This is a genomic window from Pseudoalteromonas sp. G5_S1_14_S5, from assembly GCF_054968605.1.
In genome coordinates this window covers 1-923 of sequence record NZ_JBQKUM010000197.1, presented here as the reverse complement: position 1 = coordinate 923, position 923 = coordinate 1, and the positions used below count along the sequence as shown (strand labels likewise).

1 protein-coding gene is annotated in these 923 nt (G+C 41.2%); it reads left to right on the top strand.

What is annotated here, in order from left to right; genetic code table 11:
* Positions 1-136: 136 nt before the first annotated feature.
* Complete coding sequence (locus tag ACTRWI_RS22520; protein WP_499133917.1) at positions 137-691, top strand: gamma-glutamylcyclotransferase family protein; 555 nt, start codon at positions 137-139, stop codon at positions 689-691.
* The last annotated feature ends 232 nt before the right edge of the window (positions 692-923 follow it).

Below are 923 nucleotides of genomic sequence, written 5' to 3'. Positions count from 1 at the left end.
AAAACGAGTCAATTAAACACAATCAAAAGAGTCAATTTAACTCACAAGTGTATAAAAATAAAAACGGCTGACTTTTGATGAAACGACACATATAGTAAGACTAGACTTAAATGGAACAACTCAGACAAGGAATGCGATGTATATTTTTGGTTATGGTAGCTTAATCAACTCATCTTCACGCCAGCTTACCGGTCAGACTGGGCAAGCGATCCCTGCAATTGTTCATGGCTTAGTGCGCCATTGGAGTAAAATCGACGACAGTTACGTGTTATCCCCTTTGATCGTCAATCTTGGCGAAGGGCAAGTGAATGGTGTTTTACTTGAAGTCGACGAGATAGCGCTTGCTGAGTTTGATCGTCGTGAACGTGGCTATCATCGCATCGAATTAAAAGCCGACCATATAGAAAGCCAAACCGAATTCAAAGAAGAACAATCTATTTGGGTTTATGTGAAAGACGAAATCGAGGCGCCTTGTGAAAACAGCCCTATCGTTCAAACCTATGTCGATACCGTTATGGCTGGATGTTTAGAGGTGTCTGAAAGCTTTGCGGCACACTTTGTTAAACACACACAAGGTTGGCACCACCCATTAGAAAATGATCGCCACCAACCTAAATATGGCAACCTTGCAGGTGTTTCAGATCATCATCACAGTGTGATTGATGGTTTGATATTAAGTGCGCGCGACTAGCCTGTAAAGACTGAGGTGATGTTGGATCTTTAAGATAAGAAAGTCGATGCGCCTCTCCCCGCGATCACTAAAGGTATTTGATTTCTTATTAAATCAGGATCATGTTATTCACTATTAAAATTGAACTGCCCCCAGAGCAAAAGCAACTCTCAAATAAATGCATAATACTAAGCGTGTACGTCGAATATGAGACCCGATAAAAGCTGTCTAACTGGTTTTCTAGAGTTGGATC

What these genes read in the sequence shown, in the direction of transcription:
- ACTRWI_RS22520 (WP_499133917.1), top strand. Translation starts at nt 137, where the DNA reads ATGTATATTTTTGGTTATGGTAGCTTAATCAACTCATCTTCACGCCAG.